The sequence below is a fragment of the Bradyrhizobium sp. CSA207 genome, from assembly GCF_029051685.1.
GTDB lineage: Bacteria > Pseudomonadota > Alphaproteobacteria > Rhizobiales > Xanthobacteraceae > Bradyrhizobium.
Genome location: NZ_JAACFT010000001.1, coordinates 360,646 through 381,769 on the forward strand (window position 1 = coordinate 360,646; position 21,124 = coordinate 381,769).

Annotated in this window: 19 protein-coding genes; 6 read left to right on the forward strand and 13 right to left on the reverse strand. The window is 65.7% G+C overall.

Annotation, left to right across the window (positions count from 1 at the left end; genetic code table 11):
* Positions 1-36 precede the first annotated feature (36 nt).
* The 3 genes from GWG65_RS01585 to GWG65_RS01595 all read right to left on the reverse strand — a co-directional run bounded on the left by GWG65_RS01585 (position 37) and on the right by GWG65_RS01595 (position 3,274).
* Positions 37-1,434, reverse strand: a complete 1,398-nt coding sequence (locus GWG65_RS01585; protein WP_275193565.1) for a TolC family outer membrane protein — start codon at positions 1,432-1,434, stop codon at positions 37-39.
* A gap of 250 nt (positions 1,435-1,684) precedes the next feature.
* Positions 1,685-2,464, reverse strand: coding sequence for an enoyl-CoA hydratase (locus GWG65_RS01590; protein ID WP_275193530.1), 780 nt, complete (start codon positions 2,462-2,464; stop codon positions 1,685-1,687).
* A gap of 114 nt (positions 2,465-2,578) precedes the next feature.
* The gene (locus GWG65_RS01595) at positions 2,579-3,274 is read right to left on the reverse strand and encodes a hypothetical protein (protein ID WP_275193531.1); all 696 of its coding nucleotides are present in this window, start codon (positions 3,272-3,274) and stop codon (positions 2,579-2,581) included.
* A gap of 287 nt (positions 3,275-3,561) precedes the next feature.
* Between GWG65_RS01595 and GWG65_RS01600 the strand changes: the two genes are divergently transcribed.
* Both GWG65_RS01600 and GWG65_RS01605 read left to right on the forward strand, forming a co-directional pair.
* The gene (locus GWG65_RS01600; RefSeq protein WP_275193532.1) at positions 3,562-4,107 is read left to right on the forward strand and encodes a sigma-70 family RNA polymerase sigma factor; all 546 of its coding nucleotides are present in this window, start codon (positions 3,562-3,564) and stop codon (positions 4,105-4,107) included.
* Between the two features lie 4 nt (positions 4,108-4,111).
* Positions 4,112-4,750 (forward strand): DUF1109 domain-containing protein, encoded by a 639-nt coding sequence (locus GWG65_RS01605; RefSeq protein WP_275193533.1) that lies wholly within the window; start codon positions 4,112-4,114, stop codon positions 4,748-4,750.
* Here GWG65_RS01605 and GWG65_RS01610 read toward each other — a convergent pair.
* Together GWG65_RS01610 and GWG65_RS01615 are read right to left on the reverse strand one after the other, a co-directional pair.
* Positions 4,744-5,850 carry a DUF2336 domain-containing protein gene (locus tag GWG65_RS01610; RefSeq protein WP_275193534.1) on the reverse strand — a complete coding sequence of 369 codons (1,107 nt, stop codon included), beginning with the start codon at positions 5,848-5,850 and terminating at the stop codon, positions 4,744-4,746. The genes GWG65_RS01605 and GWG65_RS01610 overlap by 7 nt on opposite strands.
* A gap of 63 nt (positions 5,851-5,913) precedes the next feature.
* The gene (locus GWG65_RS01615) at positions 5,914-7,065 is read right to left on the reverse strand and encodes a GGDEF domain-containing protein (RefSeq protein ID WP_275193535.1); all 1,152 of its coding nucleotides are present in this window, start codon (positions 7,063-7,065) and stop codon (positions 5,914-5,916) included.
* 427 nt (positions 7,066-7,492) lie between these two features.
* Between GWG65_RS01615 and GWG65_RS01620 the strand changes: the two genes are divergently transcribed.
* From GWG65_RS01620 to GWG65_RS01635, 4 genes are all read left to right on the forward strand, one after another.
* Entirely contained in the window at positions 7,493-8,062 is a 570-nt protein-coding gene (locus GWG65_RS01620; RefSeq protein ID WP_187436289.1) for a sigma-70 family RNA polymerase sigma factor, read from the forward strand.
* Positions 8,059-8,754, forward strand: coding sequence for a hypothetical protein (locus tag GWG65_RS01625; protein WP_275193536.1), 696 nt, complete (start codon positions 8,059-8,061; stop codon positions 8,752-8,754). Before GWG65_RS01620 ends, GWG65_RS01625 begins: the two co-directional genes overlap by 4 nt.
* 15 nt (positions 8,755-8,769) lie before the next feature.
* A complete protein-coding gene (locus GWG65_RS01630) occupies positions 8,770-10,488 on the forward strand; it encodes a S8 family serine peptidase (RefSeq protein ID WP_275193537.1) in 1,719 nt (572 codons plus the stop codon).
* A gap of 483 nt (positions 10,489-10,971) precedes the next feature.
* On the forward strand, positions 10,972-11,514 hold the full coding sequence (locus GWG65_RS01635) for a TIGR03809 family protein (protein ID WP_275193538.1): 543 nt from the start codon (positions 10,972-10,974) through the stop codon (positions 11,512-11,514).
* Between the two features lie 187 nt (positions 11,515-11,701).
* On the opposite strand, the gene GWG65_RS01640 is transcribed toward GWG65_RS01635, so the two are convergent.
* From GWG65_RS01640 to GWG65_RS01675, 8 genes are all read right to left on the reverse strand, one after another.
* On the reverse strand, positions 11,702-13,072 hold the full coding sequence (locus GWG65_RS01640; protein WP_275193539.1) for a TIGR03808 family TAT-translocated repetitive protein: 1,371 nt from the start codon (positions 13,070-13,072) through the stop codon (positions 11,702-11,704).
* An 88-nt stretch (positions 13,073-13,160) separates the two neighbouring features.
* Entirely contained in the window at positions 13,161-13,826 is a 666-nt protein-coding gene (locus GWG65_RS01645) for a pyroglutamyl-peptidase I (RefSeq protein WP_275193540.1), read from the reverse strand.
* Positions 13,823-14,812, reverse strand: a complete 990-nt coding sequence (meaB, locus tag GWG65_RS01650; RefSeq protein WP_275193541.1) for a methylmalonyl Co-A mutase-associated GTPase MeaB — start codon at positions 14,810-14,812, stop codon at positions 13,823-13,825. The genes GWG65_RS01645 and meaB overlap by 4 nt, the downstream gene beginning before the upstream one ends.
* A gap of 106 nt (positions 14,813-14,918) precedes the next feature.
* On the reverse strand, positions 14,919-15,905 hold the full coding sequence (locus GWG65_RS01655) for a tripartite tricarboxylate transporter substrate binding protein (RefSeq protein ID WP_275193542.1): 987 nt from the start codon (positions 15,903-15,905) through the stop codon (positions 14,919-14,921).
* A 305-nt stretch (positions 15,906-16,210) separates the two neighbouring features.
* Positions 16,211-16,507 carry a nucleotidyltransferase domain-containing protein gene (locus GWG65_RS01660; RefSeq protein WP_275193543.1) on the reverse strand — a complete coding sequence of 99 codons (297 nt, stop codon included), beginning with the start codon at positions 16,505-16,507 and terminating at the stop codon, positions 16,211-16,213.
* Positions 16,508-16,543: 36 nt separating this feature from the next.
* Positions 16,544-18,700, reverse strand: coding sequence for a methylmalonyl-CoA mutase (scpA, locus tag GWG65_RS01665; RefSeq protein ID WP_275193566.1), 2,157 nt, complete (start codon positions 18,698-18,700; stop codon positions 16,544-16,546).
* Positions 18,701-18,734: 34 nt separating this feature from the next.
* Positions 18,735-19,199, reverse strand: a complete 465-nt coding sequence (locus GWG65_RS01670; RefSeq protein ID WP_275193544.1) for a GFA family protein — start codon at positions 19,197-19,199, stop codon at positions 18,735-18,737.
* Positions 19,196-21,067 carry a methylmalonyl-CoA mutase family protein gene (locus tag GWG65_RS01675; RefSeq protein WP_275193545.1) on the reverse strand — a complete coding sequence of 624 codons (1,872 nt, stop codon included), beginning with the start codon at positions 21,065-21,067 and terminating at the stop codon, positions 19,196-19,198. The genes GWG65_RS01670 and GWG65_RS01675 overlap by 4 nt, the downstream gene beginning before the upstream one ends.
* Between the last annotated feature and the right edge of the window lie 57 nt (positions 21,068-21,124).

The window sequence follows — 21,124 nt, forward strand, 5'->3', positions numbered from 1 at the left end:
TGGGCGGTGCAGGGAGGCTGAAGGCGTTGCGGACGGCTACTGCCCCGAGGGCGTGCGCAATCCGTGCCAGGCGTCGCGGACCTGCTGGTAGTGCACCTCGGGTAGGTAGTCCGGCGTGTTCAGGCTCAGCGTCTTGACGTCGAGATGGCCGACGGCGCTCAGCAGCGTGTAGGACGCGATGACGCGGTCGCGCAGCGCGCCGATCAGGCGGGCCCTGGCCTGGATCAGGTCGGCCTGCGAGTTCAAGACGTCGACCGTCGTGCGCTGTCCGCCGGCTGCTTCGCGCTGCACGCCTTGCAATGCCACGGTCGCCGCCTTCACCTCGGACTCCGAGGCCGAGACGGCGATCTTGGCCCCCTCATTGGTGACCCAGGCGCTGGTTGCGGCCGTGCGCGCCTGGTTGCGCACCTGATCGAGCACGAGCCGGCTCTGCGCCGTGATTTCCTTGGCCTGCCGGGTCTGCGAGGCGGCCTGGCCGCCGTCATAGATCGGTGCGGTGACGTTGGCGATGATCGAGGCCTGGTCTTCTGCGAAGGTGCCGAGCGTTGGATCGTTGTTACGGCTGCGGCTGGCGCTGCCTTGAATGCTCGCGCTCGGCAGCAGCGTGCCTTCTGCCACGCGGATGGTGGTGGAGGCGACATCAACGTCGAAGCCGGCTGCCATCACCGCCGGATGCTCGCGGATCGCCATCGTCATCGCGTCCTCGCGGCTCCTTGGCAGATAGCGATCGACGACCTCGGCGGGCCGAAGCTGCGACGGTGCATTTCCGACCACTTGGGCGTACGTCGCCTGGCTCACCGCCAGCGCGACTTCGGCGGCATTGAGATCGGCGAGTCCGCGGTTGAGCCGAGCCTCGGCCTGTGCGCTGTCGGTCGGCGTGACATCGCCGGCGTTGAGGCGGCGCTGCGTGACGGCGAGCGTCTCGCGCAGGAACGCGACGTTGGAGCGCTGGGCCTCGACCAGCGACTGGTTGGCCAGCACGTTGGTGTAGGCGGTCACCGCGTCCAGCAGCACGCCCTGACCGACATTGCGCAGCGCCTCGCGGCCCGACTGCACCTGGAGCTCCGCCATCCGCACGCTGTTGGCGGTGCGGAAGCCGTTGAACAGGGTCTGCGTCACGGTGACGCCGATGACCCATGGCTTCAGGTTCGCGGTCTGGATGGTGTTGTCGGGCAGCAAATTGCGCACCGATTGCAAGCCGGCGCTGAGGCTCGCCACGATCTGCGGGCGGTAGCCGGCGAGCGCCTGCGGCACGTTCTCGTCGGTGGCGCGCTGCCGCGCGCGCTCGGCATTGAGCTGCGGATTTGTCTGGTAGGCTTTTGCCAGCGCTTCCGGCAGGGCTTCAGCCTTTGCTGCGGCTGTCACAGCGCAGGAAAGGGCCAGTGCGGTCCATGTCGCCAGGACAGGAGCCACGCCTGATCGATGCCGCATCATCACGCGACCAGCTTTGGCGGCACGCCCAATCATGTAATCCCGCAAACTTTCGGCTGTCCGCCCCCGCCGACGGTCGCTCTCTTACCTGTTTAACCAGCGCCGGTCCCGCAGGCAAACTGCCGCGGGCAAAACCCCCATGTATTCCGTGCTTGTTGCAGCTTCGTCACAGGGATCGTGCGGGTCAGCGACGGAGCCTTACAGCAGCCTGACGGGTGCTTGTCTTGCCAGTGCTTGTTTGCCGGTGCTCGCCTTAGCGGTTCTTGTTCACCGGCTTGCGCTTCTCGATGAACGCCGCCATTCCCTCGGAGCGGTCTTCCAGCGCGAAGGTCGAATGGAACAGGTTGCGCTCGACGCTCATACCCTCGGCGAGCGTGGTCTCGAAGGCGCGGTTGACGGCTTCCTTGGCCATCGCGACTGCGGGCCGCGACATCGCGGCGATCTTCTCGGCCGCCGCCATCACCTCGTCCATCAGCTTGTCGGCGGGCACGATGCGGCTGACGAGACCGCTTCGCTCGGCTTCGGCCGCATCCATCGTGCGGCCGGTGAGGCAGAGGTCCATCGCCTTGGACTTGCCGATCGCGCGCGTCAGGCGCTGGGTGCCGCCGATGCCCGGAATGGTGCCCAGCGTGATTTCGGGTTGGCCGAATTTGGCGGTTTCTGCGGCGATGATGAAATCGCACATCATCGCGAGCTCGCAGCCGCCGCCGAGCGCATAGCCCGCGACCGCGGCGATCGTCGGCTTGCGGCAGCGCGCGATGCGATCGCCGCCGATCGCGGCAAAATCCTCGGAGAACATGTCGATGAAGCTCTTCGGCTGCATCTCCTTGATGTCGGCGCCGGCGGCAAAGGCCTTCTCGCTGCCGGTCACGACGATGCAGCCGATGGCGTCATCGGCCTCCAGGTCGTCGACGGCGGCGGCGATCTCGCGGAAGACGCCGAAGGAGAGCGCATTGAGCATCTTCGGCCGGTTCAGCTTGATGATGCCGACCGCGCCTTTGCTTTCGACGATGATGTGTTCGAACGTGCTCATGCTCCACCCACGCATTTGAATGAGCGGGCAATGTGCCCGCTGGCGCGGTGAGCTTCAAGAGGGCCAAACGCCCCGCAGGGACGCGCGTGCCGCGCGCCCTTACGGAACCGGCCGTCAGGCCATGAACATGCGCGCGGCGGAAGCCAGCGTCAGCAGCGTGCCGACGCCGATGAAGATCTTGCCGATCAGCGAGCTCTGGTCCCAGGCCGAATTCTGCTGGCTGCTCGCCATCACCGGCGCCGGGCGCGGTTGTGCATCGGTCGCGGCAATAACCGCCTTCTGCGCAGGCGGGTTGTCCTGTTGCAGGGCGCGGTCGAGGTCGTTGAGCTGGTCGGGTGGCACCACCTGCTTCTCGGCGCCCGAGGTGGCGGTATCATCGGCCGCTGCCTGCACATTGTCGTTGGCGCGGCCTGTCATCGCGGAGGCCGCCGCCGCGGGCGGCGTATCGCCGGCCGCGAGCTGTGCATTGGCGTCGGCGACTGCGGGCGGCATCTGGCTGGAGGCGGAGGCCGGCACGTCGCTGGCGGCCTTTGCATCGTCAACCTTGGCGTCGTCGGCCTTTGCCGCCTCTTTCTTGTCGGCGCTGTCGCCTGAGGATTTCTGCGCCGTCTTGCTATCGGTGCGACGGTGAGAATCCTGATGAGAATCTCGGCGCCGCTGCTTGCCGGATTTGACCTCATCGGCCTGCTTGCTCGCGCCGTCCGCCTTGGAGCTTGCGGCGGAGCTTGGCGCCGCTTGCGCCGCGCCCCCGAACAGCACGAATACCGCGGCCAAAAGAAGCAATGCCGCACGCCTGCTGGCTTTCAACATGTTGAGGGTCTCCCCGATTGCGCCATCCCGAACCGAACAGAGACCCCGGCGCATGACGACAGCGGGGCAAAAAAAGGGAATCTTCGGGCTAGACCGGGCGAAAGCGGGGCAAATCAGGGCAGCGCCCCAGCCACCCGGATGCGAGTCGAACCGATCGGTGTTATGAGCCTCCCGGCCTTTAGGCCGGATCGGAGCCTTTGGGCTGCGTCCTGATCACAACTTCGTGATCTCTGGGGTGCCGGCGTAACAAATTGAAAGAGCGGCCGAATTGCCGTGTAGGAGCGCGCGTGCGCGGACGTGAGGACGAGTGGACCGGCCTGATGCGGTCGGCCATGGCAGGGGATGATGCGGCGTATCATCGTCTGTTGAGGGCGGTCACGCCGGTGCTGCGCGCTGCCGCAAGGCGCGGCCTGGCGCGGGCCGGGCAGCCTCCAGACCAGGCCGAGGATATCGTGCAGGAGATTTTGTTGGCGGTGCATCTGAAGCGGCACACCTGGGACAGCGAAGCCCCCTTCGCGCCCTGGCTGTTCGCGATCGCGCGCAACAAGCTGATCGATGCGCTGCGGCGGCGGGGCCGGCGGATCTTCGTCAACATCGACGACTTCGCCGAAACGCTGCCGGGTGAGGCACCGCAGGAGACGGCCTCCGCAGGCGAGGTCGCGGCGCAGCTCGATACCTTGCCGCAGCGCCAGCGCGACGTGTTGCAGTCGATCGCGGTCGAGAGCGCCTCGATCAAGGATACGGCGGCAAAATTTTCGATGAGCGAAGGTGCGGTGCGGGTCGCGCTGCATCGCGGACTTTCGGCCCTCACCGCCAAACTGCGGGACCACTAGTAGGATGGATACCGACCAACTCATTCGCACGCTTGCGGCCGACAATGCCCACCGCGCCCCGCGCGTCGGTGCGATGCTGACCATGGCGCTGCTGGTGGCCGCACCCTTGTCGATCCTGATCTTCGCCACCTTCCTCGGCGTGCGTCACGACCTGATGAGCGCGATGCGCAATCCGTTCTTCGACATGAAGTTCGCGGTGACGCTGTCGCTCGCGATCCCGGCCATCATCGTCAGCTTGCATCTGTCGCGGCCCGAGGCTCTTTTGCGCGGCTGGGGCTGGTTGCTGCTGCTTCCCGTCGGCTTGCTGGCGGTGGCGATCGGTGGCGAGATGATGATGGCGCCGGCGATGCCGATGACGATGCGATTGGTCGGCAAGAACTCCAGGGTGTGCCTGTCTGCAATCCCGGCGATGTCGCTGCCGCTGCTTGCGGGCGCGCTGTTCGGACTGCGACACGGCGCGCCGTCGCGCCCTGCGCTCGCAGGCGCCCTTGCCGGCCTGGTGTCGGCCGGGCTCGCCGCGACGCTCTACGCCTCGCACTGCACCGACGATTCCCCGTTGTTCGTCGCGACCTGGTACACACTCGCGACCGCGCTGGTGACCGCGATCGGTGCGCTGGTGGGATCGAAAGTGCTGCGCTACTGACCAGCCGGCATCCCGCCCTGTTGCATGCGGTGAAAGCGCAGCACCTGCTGCGCGGTCGAGCTGCGTAGGGCCTCGTACGTGTTGCGTAGGGTCAGCATGTCCGTCTGCGAGCCGCCGGACAGTTTTTCGCGCATGGCGATGATGGCCCGCACGCTTGGCCACGACATGCCGGCGACCTTGGCGAGGAGCATCACGCCCTCGGTGCGGCTCTCGATCATCATGTTCTCGGCGGTCTCGACCGTGACGCCGGCGAGCGCGGCGAGCCCTGCGTTGGTCTCGTCGAACTTGCCCTGCTCGGCGAAAGTCGCGACCTGGAATTCGTTGAGACGGCCGTCGTCGTGCAGCGACTTCACCAGCGCCCGCGCCATCTCGATCTGCCTCGTCATGGCGGCGGCGCGAACCCGCTGGGCGGCTTCCTGGACCACACTCGAGACTTCGTCGGCAAGCTCCGGATGGGCGGCTTCAAGCTTCCTGCGCACGCTGAGCGACGCCTTCGCGACCAGCTTCAGGTAATGATGGCGCGGCAGGTCGGGCCGCAGGCCGATGCAGCCGGCGAGGTCGTCGTCGCGTTCGGCGCGTGTGACGAGCTCGGTGAGGCTGCCCTCGGAGAGCTGCGCGCCCGGATTCTTGACGGTCGATTGCACCACCTCTTCGTCGCCGCGCGTCACCAGCACGTCGGTCAACGCTTCGGAGAGCACCCGCCGCAGCGAGATCGCCTTGAGATGCGCCTGGCCCCTGCTGTGCGCGATCTCGATCAAGGTTACCTCATCCAGGCGCTCCGACTTCGTCAGCACAGGGCCGGCGACCTCGATGACCTCGTCGAGCGCGAGCGTGCGGATGATTTTGGGCGGCGCGGCCGTCATCGGCGCGAGGCGGTCGGCAAGCAGCGCCCTGGCCGACGTTTCGATCTGCCCGATCAGGCACTGGAACACGTCGTCGAACAGCCGGATATGGTCGTCGGAATAGTCCACCGCGTTGTTGACGAAGAGATCGGTGACCCGGCGCAGCGTCTCGACGCGGCGCGCGACGGTGCCGTGCGAGAGTGCCGCCTGCAATTCGTCGAGCAGGTTTTCGGCTGGCTTGGCGGATTTGGATCTCATAGCCCTGTCCTGGAGCGTTCGATCCCGCGGCGGCTTCTGCGCGCCCCGGAGGAAATGGATTGGTCAGCTCGATGCAATACGGTTGCGCCCTTGCGCCTTGGCCGAATAGAGCGCGCGGTCGGCGCGCGCGAGAAACGTGTCGGCAGTATCGTTGTCGCGCAGCGTTACGACGCCGGCTGAAATCGTCACGCGCATGCCGGGGGAGAATGCGCTCCAGTCGAGGTCCGCGACGATGCCGCGCAGCCGATCGAGCATACGCGACGCGACGTCGCCCGCCATTCCCGGCAGCAACAGCAAAAATTCCTCGCCGCCGTAACGGCCGAAACGATCGGCGGGGCGGATGTTGGCAAAAATCGTGATCGCGAAGGTGCGCAGCACCTCGTCGCCGACGGGATGACCGTGCGCGTCGTTGATGCGCTTGAACCAGTCGAGATCGATCAGTGCGATCGCGCAAGGCGTGGCCGCCTGCCGCGATATTTCAATCTCGGCGTCGAGATGCCGCATGATGCAGCGGCGGTTGTAGGAGCCGGTGAGCTCGTCGAGCTCGGCGAGCTCCTCGATGCGCTGATACGCGGCCTTCAGCTCGATGCTGCGCCGGTACAGGATCTTCCGCAGCGTCGCGCCGAATAGGCCGAGAAAGGCGCACTGGCCGATCACGAGGACGAAGCAGAGCATCGAGGCGGCCCGCTCGAGGCGGGTTCCGACCGGAAGTCCGATCGGCAGGTCCGAGGCCAGGAAGACCAAGCCGAGCCCGCAGGTTGCGAGACCCCAGGTGACCATCGCTTGGCTCGACGTCATGCGCAGCGTACCGAACGCGAAGATCAGGAACAGGACGGCGATGAAGGCAATCCCGACTGTCGGCGCCGACACCAGGAACATGAATTGCAGCGCCATGTGCGCTGAGATCTGGAACACGGTGAGATAGTGATCGCTGTGGCGGTCGCCGACGCCGGCTTCCGATAGCACCGCGAACGTGCCGATGATGAGCAGGCCGCCGAGCCAGAACAGCGAGGGAACAGCCATCGCGACCGCGCCGTCACGGGCGTAAAGCAGCAGAACCGACGCGCCGAGCGAGTAGCTTACGACCTGGCCGGCATACATCTGGCGACGCTGCCGCATACGCCGCGCGCGCATTTCCGGCATCGTCGCGTCGGAGGTCAACGCGACGGCTTCTGCGGCATTCCGGTCCGGGAGGGATGTCGCGGCCGTGCTCATGGTCTCGCCATTGGTGGATGTCAGTCCAAAAATCTACGTGGCAAGCCTTTAGGTTTGGTATCCTCGCCGCGGATCCAGGCTTGCTGCACCGCCAAAATGGTCTCGATCCGATAGGGAAATTAGCGAGCGATTAGGGATCGCCGGCAATCGGGCCGCGGGGCCTTCAGGATGCGCTGCGCAAGGCTGTGTTATGGACCGAGGCTTGGTAAGGTCGCGGGGGCCCTGCGCGGTCTTCGGCGGGAAAGTGTTTTAGTATTATGTTACCGACTTGGATGAGGGCGATCCGGTGCCCTGGATGGCTACAGGAAAATACGCTGATGTGGGGTAGATCACACGGGCGCCCGTATGAACGCGGTAAGTTCAAGATTCTTGCGTCTTCCGTCGAACCGTCCGCCGTTCCGACCCGACCAACTTTGCGAGACGGCCTTTGAGCGTGACACAGGCGGCTTCGGACGAGATCCTGATCGCCCGGATCGCTCAAGGCGATCGGCTCGCCATGCAGGTGCTGTACGGGCGGCACCATGTCAGGGTGTATCGGTTCGGCCTAAGGCTCGTGCGGGACGAGCAGAAGGCGGAAGACCTCATCAGCGAGGTATTTCTCGACGTCTGGCGCCAAGCCGGCAAGTTCGAGGGCCGATCCGCCGTTTCCACCTGGCTGCTGGCAATCACCCGATTCAAGGCCCTGTCTGCACTCCGGCGCAGGAAGGATTTTGAGTTGGACGACGACGCCGCGAATGCGATCGAAGATACGTCCGACGATCCGGAAACGGTGGTGCAGAAGAAGGATACCAGTGCAGCGTTGCGGGAGTGTTTGACGGGCCTCTCGCCGGACCATCGGGAAATCGTCGATCTCGTCTACTACCACGAGAAGTCCGTGGAAGAAGTGGCCGAAATCGTCGGGATACCGGAGAACACTGTGAAGACGCGCTTGTTCTATGCGCGCAAGAAATTGGCCGAACTGCTGAAGGCAGCCGGCATTGAGCGAGGCTGGCCATGATGGCATTGAGCAAGAAGATGCTGGAGCAAGAGCCCAGTGAAATCGAGATGCTGCTGCCGTGGCACGCCGCCGGCACGCTGAATGCCCGTGACGCCCGCCGCGTCGAGGACGCGCTGGCGCGGGATCCGGCGCTCGCCAGGCAATATGCCGCGATCCGCGGCGAGTACGAGGAAACCATCCATTTGAACGAGAGCCTCGGCGCGCCGTCGGCACGTGCGATGCAGAAGTTGTTCGCCGCGATCGACGCCGAGCCAGCGCGGGCAACGGGCGCGCTGCCGCTATCGGCGCGCATCTCGACCTTCTTCGCGAGCCTGTCGCCGCGCGCGCTGGCGTGGTCGGCGAGCCTCGGCGCGATCGCGCTGCTGCTCCAGGCCGGTGTCATCGGCGCCGTGCTGATGAAGAGCCAGACCGCAACCTTCCAGACGGCCTCGCTCTCCACCAACGCCCCGATCACGCGCGAGCTGGGAGCGACCTCCGCACCGGCGCGCGCGCTGGTGCGCTTTACGCCCGAGGCGCGGGTGGCCGACATCACCTCGCTGCTTGACAGCTATCAGGCCTCGATCATCGACGGTGCCAAGGGCGGCATGTTCCGCCTCCAGTTCGACAAGGCGATGAGCCAGGACGAGCTCGCCTCGCTGCTCGGCAAGATGCAGCGCGAGAAGTTCGTCAATCTCGCCGTGGCGGCGCCGTAAGGCGTCTCTGAGATCATGCCGCGCAAGTCCAATCGCAAGTCCAATGGTGGGGTAAGAGCCGGGGCCTACGCTTCGTCGGTCGGAGCCGGGCTCCTGCTCGCCTGTCTCGGCATCGAGGTCGCGCAGGCGCAAGCGATCATGCGGACGCCGACCATCAGTGTCCCCTCGCGCACGCCGACCATCTCTCCCAGCGTTGCCGCACGGGTCGGCCCGGGTGCTGCCGCAAGAGTGGTTGCCGTCGACCGCGCTCCCCGTGTGGTGACAACCCCACGGATCCCGTCGGCGCGGATGGCGCCGACGCCGGTGCTGCCCTATGCGCGCTATTCGCCGAACCTCTATCCGGCCTGCACCGCGCCGTATCGTGACGCCGCCGGCGAGTGCCTGGCGCAACCGAATGCGGATGGCGGCGGCTCCGGAAAGTCCGATAAAAAGAGCGCCGGCACTGGCCGCCGCAACAACACGCCAGTTGCCGCGAACCTGCGAGCCTTCGCCAACGAATTCGTCGCCGAGATCGATAGTGCTCTGTCACTGACCGAAGCCGACGAGCTTGCCCGCAGGCACGGCCTGGAGCGCATCGCATCGGAGAATTTTCCGCTGATCGGGGCCACGATCGGCCTGTTCCGCATCACCGACGGGCGGTCTTCCGAGACCGTGCGGCGCGAATTCGCCGCCGACGGCAGCGTGCGCTCGCTCCAGCCGAACTTCCGCTACGTGCTCCAGGACCAGAGATCGCCGGTGCCGACCGAGGGCGACCCGGCGCAATATGCGCTGGCAAAGCTGCGCCTGCCGCAGGCCCATACGCTGGCGCACGGCGCCAACGTCACGGTCGCGGTGATCGATTCCGGGATCGACGCCAGGCATCCGGAGCTTGCCAATTCCATCGCCGACAATTTCGATGCGCTCGGCAGCCCCGAGGGCCCGCACATCCACGGTACCGGCATCGCCGGCGTCATCGTCGCGCATGCGCGGCTGATGGGGAGCGCGCCGGAGGCGCGCATCATCGCCATCCGCGCTTTCGGCGGCACCACGGGCGGTGCCGAGAGTTCTTCCTACGTCATCCTGCGCTCGCTGAACTACGCCGCCGAGCACGGCGCGCAGATCGTCAATATGAGCTTTGCCGGTCCGAAAGACACGGTGATCGAACGCGCCATCGCGGCGACCGCCGCGCGCGGCCTGGTGCTGATTGCGGCGGCCGGCAATGCGGGGGCGAAATCGCCGCCGCTCTATCCCGCCGCCAATCCCAACGTGATCGCGGTCAGCGCCACCGACCAGCAGGACAGGCTGTTCACCGCGTCCAACCGCGGTAATTACATCGCGCTTGCTGCGCCCGGCGTCGACATCTTCCTGCCGGCGCCGGACGGCAAATATCAGATGACGTCGGGCACCTCGTTCTCGGCCGCCTATGTCTCCGGCGTCGCGGCACTGCTGCTGGAACGCAATTACGCGCTGAAGCCGGAAGCGCTGCGCATGACGCTTGCAAAGACCGCGCGCGACCTCGGCTCGCCCGGCCGTGACGAGCTGTTCGGCGACGGTGAGGTGGACGCCTTTGCCGCCGTCATGGCCGTTCCGGCCGATAGCGCCACGCCCGTTGCCGCCGCGTCCGGTACAACTAAAAGTGAAGATATCGGGAAGCGTCGCGACGAGCCTGGTATCCGCGCAATAGAGCAACCCTCGCTGTCGAGCGCGGACGATAAATCCGCGGTTTCTCAGGCAGATAGGCCGTCGACGCGATAGCAGCTGCTTCAGAGCTGCACGCGGCGCGAGGGTCAAAAAATCGAACGCCGCATTGAACGTTCAGCCAGCTGCCACGACCAAATTATGTGGGAGCGGTCATCCCTCCCCATCAGTCATATTAGGCGCGAGCGCCCATCCACCCCAAGCGCTTATATGGCTCGACCCGTCCGGTTGTCCCCCCGGACGGGTCTTTTCTTTTCAAATGTCCAATTCCTCGAAGCGGCGCACGACATCAGCTTCTGGTTGAGAGAGCGCGGCTGCGTCATCGCCATCGCCCCGGGCGGCGCCCCGCAGGCGCGTTATGCTTGTGCGAGGCTTGACTCGAAAACCCCTTAAACTCCGCACGAGTACGGTGTTTGACGACGAATATCGTGTCGTTGCTGGACAAGCCAAAACTTTTCCACAAAATATTCATGTCGCGTCTAAATTGATTCGTGTGCGTTGCGTCCCCGCGTCCGTATTTTTCTCCTGACGGGCTGGTCCATGACACATCGCCAAGAGTCCGTTCGCGCCGTGGCTTGCGGTCGCGACATTGCAGCGCGCTGGTGCGCGCTCGCCGAACAGCGGCTGGAACATTTGACTGAAATGTTCGAGACCGGACGCTGGCGCCGCTATCACTCCGAGCTCGCATTCCTCGAAAACATCCAGGAAGCCAAGCGCGCCGTTCAGACCTGGCGCGCCATCGCAACCGGCGAGGATGTGGCGGCGGCCGCCGCGAGCGTAACGCCCGCATTCGGCTGGTCGCCTGCGACGATGCCTCGCATCGCGCCGCGCGAACAGGCGCAGACCGTACAGCCGAAGGCCGTGCACATCGCGCCCGAGACCGCCGTGCCGGTGGCGCTCGACCCCACGCCGGACGTGCTCGCCGAAATCACCGAAACCCCGATCGCGCCGCTCGCCGCGCTTCTCCAGCAGTTCTCGCCCCCGGCGGACGAAATCGTCGCAGCCCCCGACCGCGTCGTCGAGTTCACCCTGAGCTTCGACGGCATCGAGGCGAAGTACCCGCTGCTGCGGAACACGTTTTAGCTTCTGAAGCTCTGGTGCCGGCCAAACACGCCGCCGTCGTCCTGGCGAAGGCCAGGTGAACTCAGGGGACCCATACCGCGGAATCTCTCAAGAGGACACCGCGGCCGCTACCGCCCATAGAGCCCTATCCTGGGATAATGGGTCCTGGATCTGCGCTTCGCTGGTCGAGGACGACACCGAGAGTGTCCTACCGCCGCACCGCATTGCCGCCGACCACGACCTGCGCAAAGCGCTGGGCGCCGTCTGCCGACAGGTCCGCCGTCACCGCGCGCGCATGGTCGAGGCCGACCACGGCGCCGCGCGGGGTCTCGGAGATCATGTTGTTGTTGACGAGCGCGGTGCCGGCGCCCGGCACCACGGAGACGCCGACGCCGGCCAGCGCCTTGCGGATCACATTGCCGGTGATCGCGACGTCGCGCAGGTACTTGCCCCACCCGGCGACGATGCCATAGGACGGCGCGTTCTCGATCACGTTGCCGGTCACGGAGGTATCCGCCTCGATGTAGATGCCGACGCCGGCATCGTCATCCGGCGCGGTCCCGATCGGCCGCTTCGGGATCAAATTGCGGATGATGTTGCCCTGGACCACGGCGATGCGGCCGCCTTCGTTGAAGTTGCAGACGGAAACGCCGACGGCGGCGCCATCCACCGTGTTGTTGGAGATCACGGCCGCCTCGAACGCGAACTCCGAATAGAGCGCGACCTCGCGCACGTCGCTGACGCTGTTGCCGGTAATGTGGATGTTCGAGGCCGAGTTTCCGCGCACCGCGGAATAGTCGCAATTCCTGATACGATTGCCGCGGACGATCACATTGCCGGCGCGGAAGGCGTTGATGGCGTTGCCGTACTGGCCGGAGCCGCCGGGGCCGGCCTTGATGTCCTCGATGCGGTTGTCGGCGACCAGGGTGCCGTCATCGCCGATGGACGTGCGCAGGATCTCGATGCCGTTGTCATTGGTGCCGATGATGGTGTTGCGGGAGACGCCGAGGCCCTTGGCATCGAACGAGACCACGGCTGTGACCGCGATGCTGGTAAAGATGTTGCCGGAGATGTCGCCGGATACCTGCTCGAGCCAGATGCCGCTGCCGCCGGAGCCCGTCATTTCGCAATCGGTAATGCGGACGTCGCGGCCGCCGAGGCAATGGATCAGTCCGCGCCGCGTCGGCAGCGCAATGCCGCCGCCGTCGAAGGTGATGCCGGAAAGGCCGATGGAATCCGAGCCGTCGCTCTCGATCATTGAAGGGCCGCCGGTGAAGACAATCTTGGTCGCGCCGCGCACGCCGATCAGCTGCGCGCCATTCGGTAGCCGGAGCAATCCGCTGAGGTAGACCCCGGGCGGCAGCGCCAGCGGCATTTGCGCCCGCGCGGCCTCGTCGATGGCGCGCTGGAGCACGCGGGTCTGATCCTCGTTGCTCCCGGGCCGCACGCCATACTGGGTCGCATCGCGGCCGAGCAGGGACGTCAAAGGCGCCGCACGCGCGGCATCGGCGGGCATGGCCAGTGCGCCGGCGATGCCGGTGGCCGAGGCTCCGATGAGATGACGACGGTTGAGGGTCATGGCGCGTCCTCCGGCGGACGCGGGAGATGTCCGCAGCGGTTAGGTAGCGCAGCGCGCTCGGGGGCCGTGAGGATTGTTCGCAGTAGGGTTAAATGTTTACCCCAGCTGGCGAAGCGCGCCTCTTCCGCGCCAATCGCACCATCTCCATCAGCATTGCCTCGCCGGCATCCACCAGTTCCTCCAGCGTGATCCGCGGCGAGCCTTTGCGCCGCGACGCGGCACCACGCGCGAGCAGGGGAATGTGGATGAACGCCGCGAGCTTCGGCCCGCCGGCCTTTACGTTCTCGATCGCGCGCCAGCTCAGATAGTTGCAGAGATAGGCGCCGGCATCGCGCGAGGGCCGTGCATCGATGCCGGTGAGGCGCGCTGCGCGCAGCAGCCTTGCCGTGTGCGGGCCGAACGTCATCGCATCTGCATTGGCCGCGATGCCGCGCTTGCTCGAGCGGGTGTTGGCGGCATCGGGCCAGAGCATGGTGACCGCATTGCGCGCGCGGGTTTCGATGCGAAGGTACGAGGTCCGCGCCGCGAGGCCGAACATCAACAATGCGTCTGGCTTGTGCGCAGCGAGCACCTCCGGCAACTGCCGGTCGACAGCGGCATAGGTGACCGGGAAGATGTGGCTCGCGATGGCGACATCGTCGAGTGCCGGTCGGCGCAGTCGCGCCAACCGCGCCACCAGCAGCTGCGTCGGATTATGGGGCGCGCCCGGAAACGGTCCGAAGCCGGTAAGGAGAATGCGGAGCTTGTCGCTCATTGCAGCAACTCCAGAATCTGCTCGGCGGCCAGCGCCGGCGTGAGATGGCCGTCGGCCACCTCGGCCTCGATCTTCTTGACCCTGCTGCGGACCGGCGCCTCGCTGCGCAGACGCGCCAGCATGCGCTGCTCCAGCATCGACCACATCCACTTCACCTGCTGCTCGCGCCGCCGCGCGGCGAAATCGCCGGATGCGTTCATCGCCTTACGGTGGTCGAGGATTTTCTGCCAGAGCTTTGCGATGCCCTCGCCGGTCAGCGCCGAATAGGTCTCGACGGGTGGTTGCCAATGCTCGGAGCGGGGCGTGAGGATATGCAGCGCGCTGCGATAGTCGGCAGCCGTGATGTTGGCGCGCTTGAGATTGTCGCCGTCGGCCTTGTTGATCGCGATCATGTCGGCGAGCTCGACCAGGCCCTTCTTGATGCCCTGGAGCTCGTCGCCGCCGCCCGGCAGCATCAAGGCGAGGAAGAAATCCGTCATGTCGCAGACCGCGGTCTCGGACTGGCCGATCCCGACCGTCTCGACCAGCACGACGTCGAAGCCGGCCGCCTCGCACAGCAGCATCGCCTCGCGGGTCTTGGCCGCGACGCCGCCGAGCGTGCCCGAGGATGGTGAGGGGCGGATGAAGGCGTCGTCTGAGGCCGACAGCCGCGCCATCCGGGTCTTGTCGCCGAGGATCGAGCCGCCGCTGCGCACCGAGGATGGATCGACCGCCAGCACCGCGACCTTGTGGCCCTGGTCGATCAGGTAAGTGCCGAGCGCATCGATGGTGGTGGATTTGCCGACGCCGGGCGAGCCGGTGATGCCAACGCGGGCCGCCTTGCCGGTATCCGGCAAGAGCATCTGCACGAGCTCCCGCGCCAGCGCCTGGTGGTCGCCGCGCCGGCTCTCCACCAGCGTGATAGCGCGCGCCAGCGCCGCCCGCTGGCCCGCACGGAGGTCACGGGCGAGGGATTTGATGTTCAGCGGAGCCTTCTTTTCAACCATGCCATGCTTTACAACGGCCGGAGGGAGCAGGCGAGGGCCCCTCAGCTCAACGGGTGTTGCCGCGGGTCGGGCGCTCGGGAAGACGCGTCAAATCAGGCCTTCCGATTCAACCCTTGGCAAAACCGGCTGCCTTTATGGCCTGCCCCATCTGAGCATCGGCCTGGTCCATGAAGTTTGCGAACTGGCTGGCATCGCGCCACACGGTGCCGAAGCCGCGCCTGATCATGAAGTCCTTGAACTCGGCGGAGTCGTACACCTTCTTCAAGGCCGCGGTCAGCTTCGTGGCGACCTCCGGGGCCATGCCTCTGGGTGCGCCGATGCCGCGCCATGAGCTGGTGGAATAGTCGACGCCAAGCGCCTCTTTCAGAGTCGGGACGTCGGGGAAGATTGGATTGCGTCCGGGCGCCATGATCGCGAGGCTCCGCGCCTGACCGGCCTCGATTATGGCCCGCGCCTCCGGCACGGAGCAGGTGGTGAGATCGAGCCCGCCGGCGGCGAGATCCTGCATGGCCGGTGCTGCGCCATTCGACGCTGACCACGAGATCTGGTTCGCCGGCAATCCCATCGCCTGCATCCAGCCGACGAGTGCGAGATGCCAGATGCCGCCTTGCCCCGTGCCCGACGCCTTGAACTTTCCCGGCGGCGCCATCTTGATGGCATCCATGAGCTCCTTCACCGTCTTGTAGGGTGAGGACGCAGCGACCTGGATGCCCGGCGGGTCTTCGTTCATCAGCGCAAGGGCTGTGAAGTTCAGCGGCGTCAGATGCGTCAAGGCCTGCCAATGCAGCATCGAGATTTCCACCGTCAGCATGCCGATCGTGTAGCCGTCCGGCGCCGCGGATGCGATCTCGGCATGACCAACCACGCCGGACCCGCCGGTGCGGTTGATGACGTTGAAAGGTTGGCCGAGCTCCTTTTCCAGGAGCGTCGCGACGATGTGCGCGGTTGCATCCGTTCCGCCACCCGCACCCCAGGGCACGATCAAGCTCACCGGCCGCGCCGGATAGGCTTGCGCGCGCGCAGGCGTGAGAAGAGCGGAAGCGGCCGCAGCTACAGAAGAGACCGCGAAGGTGCGGCGCGTAATTCCTGACATCAATGTTCCCGGCGGCGCCCTCGGGAATCGGGCTCTTGCTAATGTGACATTCTATGCAGCTTTGCGCTGATGTCGCAAGCAGCAGCCCCACGGCGCTGTGCGCAAAGGGGCTCCTTCGAGCTTACGGCGATCATCTGGAATGAAGCGTGACGCTTCGCTGACGACCTCAAGCAAACGCTCGACAGCCAGACGCATGAAGATATCTTCGGCGAAGCTATCCCGAGTACGCCCGCCACGGCCGTCCTGATTTTTTGACGGCCGCATCGAGGATATGCCCGAGCCGGTCAGCAAGAGTCGGGCGCACGTCAAAATACTTCGAGGACGTCGTCAGCGATCCGCTGTGCAAAGCGGGGGGAGATGGATCGTCGGACGGTTGCCTGCGTCTGCAAACCGGTCGCATCCTCGATGATGTGTTCGACATCGATCAGGTTGAGCAGCGAGAAGGACACGTCCGGTTCGATCTCAACCAGAATGTCGATGTCGCTGTCAGGACGGTAGTCATCGCGGGCCCGAGAGCCGAAGATGGCAAGCTTCGATACGCCCTTGCCTTTGATGGCATCCGCGTTCTTGCGTATCGCAATCATGATTTCGTCACGTGTCATGGACACAGCCTGGCCTGTTACAGGCTAGTCTATCATCTACTCCGCCGCCTCGCTATGCCCGAGCCTCGCGTTCAGCTTGCGGATCAGCTCTTCGGCCGCGTCCGCGATCACCGTGCCGGGCGGGAAGATCGCCTCGGCGCCGGCGGCGTAGAGCGCGTCGTAGTCCTGCGGCGGCACCACGCCGCCGACGATGATCATGATGTCGTCGCGGCCCTGCTTCTTCAGTGCGGCCTTGAGTTCGGGCACTGCGGTGAGGTGGGCGGCGGCGAGTGAGGAGACGCCGAGGATGTGCACGTCGTTCTCGACCGCTTGGCGGGCGGCTTCGTCGGCGGTGGCGAACAGCGGCCCGATGTCGACGTCGAAGCCGATATCGGCGAATGCGGAGGCGATCACCTTCTGGCCGCGGTCGTGGCCGTCCTGGCCGATCTTGGCGACCAGGATGCGCGGCCGGCGTCCTTCCGCCTCCTCGAAGGCGTCGATCAGCGCCTGAACCTTCTCGACCCGGTTACCCATGCTGGACGCCTCCCGCTTGTAGACGCCGGTGATGGACTTGATCTCGGCACGGTGCCGGCCGAACACCTTTTCCATCGCGTCGGAGATTTCACCGACAGTCGCCTTCGCCCGTGCCGCGTCGATGGCGAGCGCGAGTAGATTGCCGTTGCCTTCGCCAGCCGAGCGCGTCAGTGCGGCGAGCGCGGCGTCGACGTCCTTCTGGTTGCGCTCGGATCTCAGCCGCGCCAGCTTGTCGATCTGGAGCCGGCGAACATTGGTGTTGTCGACCTTGAGGATTTCGATCGGAGCTTCGTCCGTCGGCTTGTACTTGTTGACGCCGATCACCGCCTGCTTGCCGGCATCGATGCGCGCCTGCGTCTTCGCCGAGGCCTCCTCGATGCGCAGCTTCGGCACGCCGGCCTCGATCGCCTTGGCCATGCCGCCGAGCTCCTCGACCTCCTGGATATGGCTCCACGCCTTGGCGGCGAGATCGCGCGTCAGCCGCTCGACATAGTACGACCCGCCCCAGGGATCGATGATCCGGGTGGTGCCGCTCTCCTGCTGCAGGAAGAGCTGTGTGTTGCGGGCGATGCGGGCGGAGAAGTCGGTCGGCAGCGCCAGGGCCTCGTCGAGTGCGTTGGTGTGCAGCGACTGGGTGTGACCTTGCGTCGCCGCCATCGCCTCCACCGTCGTGCGCATCACATTGTTGAAGACGTCCTGCGCGGTCAGCGACCAGCCCGAAGTCTGGCAATGCGTGCGAAGCGACAGCGAGCGCGGATCCTTCGGATTGAAAGGCTTCAGCAGCTTGGCCCAGAGCAGCCGCGCCGCGCGCATCTTGGCGACTTCCATGAAGAAGTTCATGCCGATCGCCCAAAAGAACGACAGACGTGGCGCGAAGCGGTCGACGTCGAGCCCGGCGGCAAGACCCGCACGCAGATATTCGACGCCGTCGGCCAGCGTATAGGCGAGCTCGAGGTCCTGCGTCGCGCCGGCTTCCTGCATGTGATAGCCGGAGATCGAGATCGAATTGTATTTCGGCATCTTTTGCGAGGTGTACGCAAAGATGTCGGAGATGATCCGCATCGACGGCGCGGGCGGATAGATATAGGTGTTGCGCACCATGAACTCTTTCAGAATGTCGTTCTGAATGGTGCCTGAGAGTTTTTCCGGCGGCACGCCCTGTTCGCCCGCGGCCGCGACGAACAGCGCCAGGATCGGCAGCACCGCGCCGTTCATGGTCATGGACACGCTCATCTGGTCGAGCGGAATCCCTGCAAACAGCGTGCGCATGTCGTAGATCGAATCGATGGCCACGCCAGCCATGCCGACGTCGCCGCCGACGCGCGGATGATCGCTGTCATAGCCGCGATGGGTGGCGAGATCGAAGGCGACCGAGAGGCCCTTCTGTCCCGCCGCGAGGTTGCGCCGGTAGAACGCGTTGGAATCCTCCGCCGTGGAGAAGCCGGCATATTGCCGGATGGTCCAGGGCTGGTTGACATACATCGTCGGGTAGGGGCCGCGCAGATAAGGCGCGATCCCCGGATAGGTATCGAGGAAATCGAGCCCAGCGAGATCAGCCTCGCCATAGGCGGGCTTCACCAGAATGCCTTCGGGCGTTAGCCACGGCTCGGCGTGGCCGGCGGGCGCGGCGCTGGTGGTGCGCTCGAAAGCGACATCGGCGAAGTTCGGAATGCGGCTCATGGTTTCAACCGTATCATAGCTGCGCGTGAGGCGCTCAATCATGGTCCGGATGCTGATGGCTGACGATGGTCGCCATCTTCTCCGGTCCGTAGTTCTGCTGCGTGGTCTGGCTCGGCAGGTTGGCGATACCTACGACCCAGCCGAGCCGGGATTCGGTTCCATATTGCCGTGTCGGTACCACGTGATCCGGGCGGTCGAAGGTGCCGGTCATGATCTCGATACGAGGGCCGTCGATGCGGCGGAAGCTGAGCGGCGTGCCACAGGCAGCGCAGAAATCGCGCATTGCGATCGAGGAGGACTGGAACGCCGACGGCGTGCCCTTGGTCCATGCAAAGTCGGCTTTCTCGATGTCGGCATAGGAGGCGAACGGCGCGCCAGTCGCCTTCTGACACATCCGGCAATGACAGATGCTGATCTTGGCGGGTGCCGTCGAGACAGCAAAGCGGATGGCACCGCATTGGCAGCCGCCGGTGAGAACTGGTTGGCCCGCTTCGGTCATGGCTGCTCCATCCGTCGATAGGCGTCCTGCAGCGTCGCAAGCGCATCGGCACCGGCAAAGACGAAGCCGGTGACGCCGGCTGCACGCAGCGCCGCCTCGGCCGCGGCCGGGCGGCCTGCCAGATAGATATGTCGCGCGCCGGCGGTTTGCAGGGCCCGGGCGGCGGCTTCCGCCTGGCCGGCATAAACCTTGTCGCTGGAACAAAGGCAGGCGAGCGCGGCGCCGGAAGCCTTGAACGCAGCGGCTAGCTCGGCCGGATCGTCAAAGCCATCGGTATCGATGGCCTCGATGCCGCCGGTCTCGAACAAGCTCTTGGCAAAGGTCGCGCGTGCGGTGAAGTCGGCGGGTGTGCCGAGATTGGCGAGGAACAGCTTTGGCCGCGCGCCGCCGGCCTTCAACATCGCATCCGACTTGTCGCGGAGCGCCTCGAACGGTTCCGCAAGCCGGATCGGGGAGAGCGCATCGAACTTGTATCTTTGCTCGCCGTAGGGTGCGAGCTCAATCGGCGTCGCCTTCAGCACCACCGTCTCGCGCTCATGCAAATTCGGAAATTCGCTGGCACCGGTCAGCACGTCGCGGCGCTTTGCGATATTGGCCTCGCGCGCCTTGCGCGTGGCAGCGACCTTGCTCTGTAACACGCCTTGCTGGAGCGCGGCGAAGGCGCCGCCGGCCTTCTCGGTTTCCTGGAACAGCACCCAGGCGGCTTCGCAGAGCTGTGCGGTGAGCGTTTCGATGCCGCCGGAGCCGGCGGCGGGATCGCTGACCTTGGCGAGGTTGCTTTCCTCGAGCAGCACAAGCTGCGTGTTGCGCGCTGCGCGTCGCGCGAATGGATCGGGCAGACCGAGCGCCAGCGTATGCGGCAGCACCGTGATCGCATTTGCGCCGGCGAGCCCCGCCGCAAACGTCGCCATGGTCGCACGCAGCATGTTCACATAGGGATCGCGCTGCGTCAGCATGCGCCAGGCGGTATCGGCGGCGATGAACAGCGGCTTGGGCGTCAGGCCGCAGGCGGTCTCGATTCGCGCCCACAGCAGCCGCAACGCGCGGAACTTTGCCATGGTCAGGAACTGATCGGCATCCGCAGCGAGCCGCGCATAAACCATGCCCTGCGCCTGCTCCAGCGGAACACCGGCGCCTTCGATCGCGCGCAAATAGGCGGTGCCGCAGGCGAGCACGAAGGCGAGTTCCTGCACCTCCGATCCGCCGGCATCGTGGATCACGCGCCCGTCGGTGGACGCAAATGGCCCCTTGAAGCCGAGCGCAGCGAGACCCTTGATAGCGCCGGTGACGGCAGGAGCGATCTCCTCCCACGTATACGGGCTGTGGCCCCACACCGCGCCCGCGGCGAGCGGATCCAGTCCGAAGCGAATGTCGCAGGCGGCAGGATCGAGACCTCGGCTCTTCACATATTCCGCGACATGGATCGCCGCCATTCGCGACTGCGGGCCGATCTGCAGCTCAAGGCCGATACCGGCGTCGAGATGGATGTCCGTCAAGACTCGTGCGACCGCATCGGCCGTCGGTTCCAGACCGAAACCGTAGCTGCCATTGCCGCCGGCGAACACCAGCGCGAGACCCGTTGCGCCATTCTCGAGATCGGTCAGCGCCTGCGCGTTTGCGGCGGCCGCATCGGGGTGGTCGATCCGCTGCATGATCTGCCATGGCGCCGCCGCGGGGCGTCCGACCACCGGCGTAACGCCCTTGGCGCGCGGATAGAGCGGATCGATTCTGACCCCGTCATAGGTCTTGCCGACCAGCTTTTCGAACGGCGCGCCCTTCAGCACGCCATCGACCAGCTTGCGCCAGTCTTCGACCGTTGCCTTGGGAAAATCGGCCGCCAGCGGCAGATCGTCAGTCACGGAGGTCATGCGGCGAGGGACTCCCAAAAATCTTGTCGTTCGCACGCGAAATTGCCACGGCGGAGC

Coding starts and splice junctions, on each gene's coding strand:
- GWG65_RS01585 (WP_275193565.1), bottom strand. CDS start 1,434: ATGATGCGGCATCGATCAGGCGTGGCTCCTGTCCTGGCGACATGGACC.
- GWG65_RS01590 (WP_275193530.1), bottom strand. CDS start 2,464: ATGAGCACGTTCGAACACATCATCGTCGAAAGCAAAGGCGCGGTCGGC.
- GWG65_RS01595 (WP_275193531.1), bottom strand. CDS start 3,274: ATGTTGAAAGCCAGCAGGCGTGCGGCATTGCTTCTTTTGGCCGCGGTA.
- GWG65_RS01605 (WP_275193533.1), top strand. CDS start 4,112: ATGGATACCGACCAACTCATTCGCACGCTTGCGGCCGACAATGCCCAC.
- GWG65_RS01610 (WP_275193534.1), bottom strand. CDS start 5,850: ATGAGATCCAAATCCGCCAAGCCAGCCGAAAACCTGCTCGACGAATTG.
- GWG65_RS01615 (WP_275193535.1), bottom strand. CDS start 7,065: ATGAGCACGGCCGCGACATCCCTCCCGGACCGGAATGCCGCAGAAGCC.
- GWG65_RS01625 (WP_275193536.1), top strand. CDS start 8,059: ATGATGGCATTGAGCAAGAAGATGCTGGAGCAAGAGCCCAGTGAAATC.
- GWG65_RS01630 (WP_275193537.1), top strand. CDS start 8,770: ATGCCGCGCAAGTCCAATCGCAAGTCCAATGGTGGGGTAAGAGCCGGG.
- GWG65_RS01635 (WP_275193538.1), top strand. CDS start 10,972: ATGACACATCGCCAAGAGTCCGTTCGCGCCGTGGCTTGCGGTCGCGAC.
- GWG65_RS01640 (WP_275193539.1), bottom strand. CDS start 13,072: ATGACCCTCAACCGTCGTCATCTCATCGGAGCCTCGGCCACCGGCATC.
- GWG65_RS01645 (WP_275193540.1), bottom strand. CDS start 13,826: ATGAGCGACAAGCTCCGCATTCTCCTTACCGGCTTCGGACCGTTTCCG.
- meaB (WP_275193541.1), bottom strand. CDS start 14,812: ATGGTTGAAAAGAAGGCTCCGCTGAACATCAAATCCCTCGCCCGTGAC.
- GWG65_RS01655 (WP_275193542.1), bottom strand. CDS start 15,905: ATGTCAGGAATTACGCGCCGCACCTTCGCGGTCTCTTCTGTAGCTGCG.
- GWG65_RS01660 (WP_275193543.1), bottom strand. CDS start 16,507: ATGACACGTGACGAAATCATGATTGCGATACGCAAGAACGCGGATGCC.
- scpA (WP_275193566.1), bottom strand. CDS start 18,700: ATGAGCCGCATTCCGAACTTCGCCGATGTCGCTTTCGAGCGCACCACC.
- GWG65_RS01670 (WP_275193544.1), bottom strand. CDS start 19,199: ATGACCGAAGCGGGCCAACCAGTTCTCACCGGCGGCTGCCAATGCGGT.
- GWG65_RS01675 (WP_275193545.1), bottom strand. CDS start 21,067: ATGACCTCCGTGACTGACGATCTGCCGCTGGCGGCCGATTTTCCCAAG.